Genomic DNA, 6,439 nt, shown 5'->3' with positions numbered 1-6,439 from the left:
TCTCCTACAAACTTATACCTTGGAGGTAAGCCTTTTTCCACACGTACGGGGTCAGGAGGAAAGTAGCTTTCCCATTGTGCTTCAGTACCCTCTGCAACCTTAACTGTAACCTGAGGTAATTCGTGCGAATAGTAATGCCAGAAAGCCTGCTTGCTTACATCACCTGTCGGGAATGATAACCAAGTTATTTCAGTTAGTGCAGGTGTATCGCTAAAAATCTTACTGTCAACATTTTTCACAGAAGAAGACATACGTACTGTTTTTAGCTTTGAAGAATAGTGGAACAAAGCATTCCCAAGCGTTTCTACAGAATTTGGAATAACTATATTTTCCAAATTTTTCATACCAGCAAAGGCTCCCTTTGCAAGCGTTTTCACACCATAAGGTATCTCGTATTCTGTTCTGGGATTAGAAGCGGGATATCTCATTAGTGTTGTCATATCTTTTGTAAACAAAGCACCATCAACAGATGTATAGTTTGGATTACCTGATGCAACCAATATTTCAGTCGCACCAGACAACCCATAAGCAACATCAATTGCTAAATTTGTAGCAGTTGAGGGAATGGTCAACTTAGTAATATCTACATTATTCCCAAATACACTACTGCCGATATTTTCGACACCTTCAGGAATTGAGAGCTCTCCTGCAATTGGAACACTAGTAAATGCGTAACCTTTAATAGTTCTTAAAGACGAGGGAAGACTAATAGATGTAAATTTTGTATCTTGGAATGCACTACTACCAATTTCTACAAGCGTATTTGGGAAAGTAATAGACGTAAGACCACTACAGCCATAAAATGCTTCATCTCCGATTGTCTTTAGTCCTTGAGGTAGATTAACGCCTGTAATGCCTGAGTTTTCAAAGGCGTTATTAGCTATGGTTGTAACAGCGATATGGTAATTGTTAACATCTGCAGCAATGTCGGCAACTCTACCCTCAAAGCTAACACCACTTTTTGGCGCAACTGAGTATGTGCCATCACCTAAAGATGTGTAAGTAAAATCAGATGTCTCTAGACCAGTTTCTGTAGCACCAATACCACTCTCTCCTACAAACTTATACCTTGGAGGTAAGCCTTTTTCCACACGTACGGGGTCAGGAGGAAAGTAGCTTTCCCATTGTGCTTCAGTACCCTCTGCAACCTTAACTGTAACCTGAGGTAATTCGTGCGAATAGTAATGCCAGAAAGCCTGCTTGCTTACATCACCTGTCGGGAATGATAACCAAGTTATTTCAGTTAGTGCAGGTGTATCGCTAAAAATCTTACTGTCAACATTTTTCACAGAAGAAGACATACGTACTGTTTTTAGCTTTGAAGAATAGTGGAACAAAGCATTCCCAAGCGTTTCTACAGAATTTGGAATAACTATATTTTCCAAATTTTTCATACCAGCAAAGGCTCCCTTTGCAAGCGTTTTCACACCATAAGGTATCTCGTATTCTGTTCTGGGATTAGAAGCGGGATATCTCATTAGTGTTGTCATATCTTTTGTAAACAAAGCACCATCAACAGATGTATAGTTTGGATTACCTGATGCAACCAATATTTCAGTCGCACCAGACAACCCATAAGCAACATCAATTGCTAAATTTGTAGCAGTTGAGGGAATGGTCAACTTAGTAATATCTACATTATTCCCAAATACACTACTGCCGATATTTTCGACACCTTCAGGAATTGAGAGCTCTCCTGCAATTGGAACACTAGTAAATGCGTAACCTTTAATAGTTCTTAAAGACGAGGGAAGACTAATAGATGTAAATTTTGTATCTTGGAATGCACTACTACCAATTTCTACAAGCGTATTTGGGAAAGTAATAGACGTAAGACCACTACAGCCATAAAATGCTTCATCTCCGATTGTCTTTAGTCCTTGAGGTAGATTAACGCCTGTAATGCCTGAGTTTTCAAAGGCGTTATTAGCTATGGTTGTAACTAAATACTCACTTCCACTATAAGAAACTCTAGCCGGAATGTTTATTGCTCCGGTATTCGTAGTATCTACAAGACCAATAACACTAACGCTGCCCTCGTCGGGATTCACCTGATACTTGATGCCACCATCATTAAATTGCACTACTTCGCTCTCAGCCATAAGGGCAAACGACATGTAAGTTACTGGTGTGTTGTCTTCGGTTGTGTAATTCGGTAGGTTGGCAGATACATCTTCTATCGCAATGGTTTCGCCGTCGTTATTGGCTGCGTTTTTGGCTTCATCTTTGAGCGCATTGGTTTCAGCATCAGATTCAGCTGTTTCGCCAGCACCAGCACCTTGCAAATTGCTAAGTTCAACTTGTTCAGTTACGTTTTCTACAGGTTCAACAAGTTCACCGTCTTCGCTATTATTTTTGTCAGGCTCTTCTGTGGCTACAGGCTTTTCTGCAACACTCACTATAACCGCACGTGTGGCGTTAGCTAACGTTATATCGCCCATTGTTAGGGCAATCCGAACCGACGTGTTGCCAGTTTCATAGGCTTTAACGCTGGTTGTGCCAGCTATAACACTTATTTGGTTCGCGTTGCTGTAGCCAGTATGCACATCCACACCTGCAGGGGCATCAATGTAGCCACCATCAAGCAAATTGCCCTCTTCGCCAACATGTAGTTGCAGCGGAGCATCGGCAAGTTGCACGCCATACGACAGAATGTGGTTATTCTGGGCAGGAGCCCCAGCCGACCAATTAATATCTGGCAATTTAGCAAGAGCCAATGCCGGTATGGACACAGCGTCTTTATCGTTTATAGTTTCGCTATTTGGGCGCGCGTAAGCATTTTCTCCCACAGGAACGTACACCTGCACACCCGCACTATTGCCCAGCGCCGCACCGTTTATGTTCTGGATAACACCCAGCGCTACAATTTTCGTGTCGCTTAGACCACTGAACGCACTTTCGCCTATACGCTGCACACTTGCTGGCAACACAAGCATTTTTGCAGCTGTAGCTTCAAAAGCACTACTACCAATTACGCGCAAGCCATCGTGTAGTTCTGCGCTTGCAAGGTTTGCAGTGTTAGCAAATGCACCCTCACCAATTTCTTGCACGCCGGCAGGAATAGATACATTAGTTAAGCCTGAATTTGCAAACGCATTTTCACCAATGGTTGTAAGACCATCGGGTAAGTTAATAGTTTGCAAAGTTGTTTGATTAGCAAATGCGTTGTCCGCTATTTCGCGCACAGGATAAGCAGCAAGCGCACCTTCACCCATGCTTGGAATGTCAAGATGCTGGGGCGCAGCAGCGCTTCCTTGCCAGCCAACACTTAGCGTATAGTTATCAAGCAGAGTGTAGGCTAGACCGCTTTCGTCCTGCGCGGGCACTACGGTTTCGCCCGGAGTGGCTGCTTCTACGAAGTGGGTAAAGCCGGCAGTTTCCCAAGCGGCTTTGGCAGCTGTTGTTTGGTCGGTGGATTCGCCTTCACCCTTTTCCGCATTTTGAGCAAGCACATCAGGTGTAGGCAATGCTACCGTGGCGTTCTTAACCACAGATTCCTCGAACGCGTCGGCGCTAATTTCTGAAACCACACCATTTACTGTTATGGTTTGCAGCTTGTCGTTACCCGCGAACGCGCCTTCTGTAATTGTGCGCGTTTCGGAAGCCAGCGCAGCGCTAACCCCAAGACCCGCAGGCGCGGCAATAAGCTGCGTTTTGTCGTTGTTATACAGAACCCCGTTCACAGTAGCAAAGTGGGAATTGCCAGTGCTCCCGGTTGAGAAAATAATGGCTGAAAGCTTGTCACATCGGGAAAATACGCAAGCAGGGACGTTAGCCACAGAATCCGGGAGCACGGCAGCGCCCTCCATACCCTCCGGGACGAGGTGGAGGTTTGTTTTTGCGGCGTCGTAAAGCGCGCCGTTGTAACTGCTGTATGTAGAGTTATCAGCGTTCACATTAACCGCCGTGGCATTGGGGAATTGCGCGAACGCCGCAGGGTTAATGCTGGTAACAGTTGCAGGAATGTTGATTGTAGTTACGAGATGAGCCTGCGCGGCAGCTGCAGCAGCTTCTGCCTGAGCTTGCGCGGCTTGAGCTTCAGAGTAGACAGTATCGGGATCGGCTGCCATTTTAGCCAGCACCGCATCGGCAGCTTTGCTGGTAATGGCAATTACCGTGTACTGCTTGTTGTTGGCAGTAACAGTTGCTGGAATGTTCAACGTACCTTGCGGAGCGGCGTTTGAAAGCCAGCCAACAAGCGTGACGGTGTTTTCGCCGGTAGTTTCTGCGCCTTCCGCTATCGCTGTCGCGTTAACTTCATACGTTAGCCCGCCGTACGTAAAGATGGTTTGTTCGGCAGTTGCTTGATCGTTACCATTCATTCCGAACGTACTGAACGTACCCGAAACCACATCTATCTTGTCAGTTTCGCTGTTTTGGGCATCAGTTGCACCGTTTTGCGATATGGAAATTTCAGCGTTGGTTATGCCGGACTGACCTTGATTGGTGGTATTTTGGCTTGCACCGTTGCCTTGGTTGGCGGCAACGTTGTTGGTGCCGCTTTGATTGCCATCGTCATTCAACGAACCCTCAGGCGCACCTATCTGCGCCTCTTTGGTTGTAATTTCCGGCTTTTGCACTGTGGCTTTATCGCCAGTATTCTCGCCTGTACGTGTATTGGCATCTGAAGTGTTAGAAGTTGCGGCGTTTGTTGCGTCATTACTTTCGGCTGCAAATGCTATACCCGCACTAGGCACCATGCTAAAAGCAAATGCGAATGCTAAAACTACAGATATAGTTTTTGAAACGATACTTGTTCTGCCCATAGTCTGTCCCTTAACTACGCCCACCAGCTTAGTTACCCGGTGGAATCCCGCTAAATTTGCCGCGATGGCATTTGCGTTAAGGTTTTGGACTATTGCGAACCGCCTATTTTGGCGCGGGCGCTTAGTGTGGTCACGCAGGTGATATGCAGCTAATGCAGAATTGATACACTGCTGCCCTACAACTGCAACCATGTAAGCAAACAATACGCAAAGGCGTACCGCTAAACCCGTTTAGTTCTTTGAGTGATTAATCGGTTCCCTAAGCCGACCATCTACCCATGCTATGTCTATCCCGTTGCATCATGCCTTCTCGGCAAGGCGGAGTATAAGACGTAAAGAGGTTTTTGCGCAAGACGCAAATTGCGAATTTTTGAACCGAACAAATCCAGACAAAAGATTGCTACGTAAATGCTCACTCATATTTTTTCGCAGGTCAGACGCCGATTTCTTGAAGTACAAAAGTGCCATTTTGCCCCTATATTTTTTAGAGCACATAAGCAACACATTACACTTTTTCTTCATAATTTTTGGTGAATTGCAACTTCTCGACTTAGCTGCACCCCAACTGCACTTCTTCCTAGAGTAACTGCAAAAAGTTGCGCCTAGTTTGAAGAACGATTAAGCACTTACAGCCCAAAGAACTAATTGCATAACGTACAAATACAAGCTTGCAGAAAGTTTTTTACGGAAAAATGGTCAAAACTTCCGGCTTTCCACTGTGAAAAACGCAAAATAGCCCCTATAGATGCATCATCAAATACTGTTTGCCCAGTGTTCTCCACAATTCAAGCCAGCTATACGGCAATCCGACCATGGAAAGTCGGAAGTTTTGACCACTTTTAGTGCGCCACTGGATATGATGCTTCATTTTTGCTTCAGTGTCCTTTGAAGCCTATACTTTTTCGTAGTGGGTCCACATACGAACGATTTTTATGGTCCCTTCGTAAGAAATCCCGTTTTCGTCAATAGGCTGTGCATATACCTGATAGACAAGCCGATGTTGTAAATTAATTCGCCTTGAATAAAGCCCAGACAAGTTGCCGACTAACGGTTCGTATGCAGGTGGATTTTTGAAGGGATCTTCTCGAATTACATCAATAAGAGCTTTCGCTTTCTTGTCTAATCCAGCAGATTTAAGATTCTTCGCATCTTTTGCAGCTTGCTTTGTAATCTTAATAAGATACATAGCTACCATTCCAGTTGGTCTTCGGAAATGCAATCATCTAATGATTTCTGCAATCCTATCTGTAAAGATTCTGTCATCCCCGGAATGCTATTCAAAAAAAGTGTTTCCTCAATAGCTGCCCATTCGTCTTCTCCTATAAGAACAGCACCTTTTCCCTTGCTGTTAGTAATAGAAATAGGAGCACAATTGGCGTTTACCTGAGCAATGGTTTGGTAGATATTCTGACGCAATGCCGTCGCAGTTATCGAAGTCATAATTGTCTCACTTCCGTCTAAGTTGACTAGATAGTAACGTACGTATTTACGTACGTCAAGACAAATACAAGCTTGCAGAAAGTTTTTTACGGAAAAATGGTCAAAACTTCCAGCTTTCCACTGTGAAAAGCACAAAATAGCGCCTATAGATGCATCACCAAATGCTGTTTGCCCAGTGTTCTCCACAATTCAAGCCAGCTATACGGCAATCCGACCATGGAAAGTCGGAAGTT

At 44.6% G+C, this 6,439-nt stretch carries 3 protein-coding genes; all 3 read right to left on the bottom strand.

Annotation, left to right across the window (positions count from 1 at the left end; translation table 11 throughout):
* A partial coding sequence (locus tag G7Y46_RS06495) for a leucine-rich repeat domain-containing protein (RefSeq protein WP_165253408.1) occupies nt 1–4,766 on the bottom strand: 4,766 nt, incomplete at its 3' end.
* An 892-nt stretch (nt 4,767–5,658) separates the two neighbouring features.
* Complete coding sequence (locus G7Y46_RS06490) at nt 5,659–5,952, bottom strand: Txe/YoeB family addiction module toxin (RefSeq protein ID WP_165062450.1); 294 nt, start codon at nt 5,950–5,952, stop codon at nt 5,659–5,661.
* A gap of 2 nt (nt 5,953–5,954) precedes the next feature.
* Complete coding sequence (locus G7Y46_RS06485; protein WP_165253406.1) at nt 5,955–6,206, bottom strand: type II toxin-antitoxin system Phd/YefM family antitoxin; 252 nt, start codon at nt 6,204–6,206, stop codon at nt 5,955–5,957.
* Nucleotides 6,207–6,439: the final 233 nt, after the last annotated feature.

This window comes from Adlercreutzia sp. ZJ304 (assembly GCF_011039075.1).
GTDB lineage: Bacteria > Actinomycetota > Coriobacteriia > Coriobacteriales > Eggerthellaceae > Adlercreutzia_A.
The sequence above is the reverse complement of the archived record's forward strand: the minus strand, read 5'-3'. Positions and strand labels throughout refer to the sequence as shown.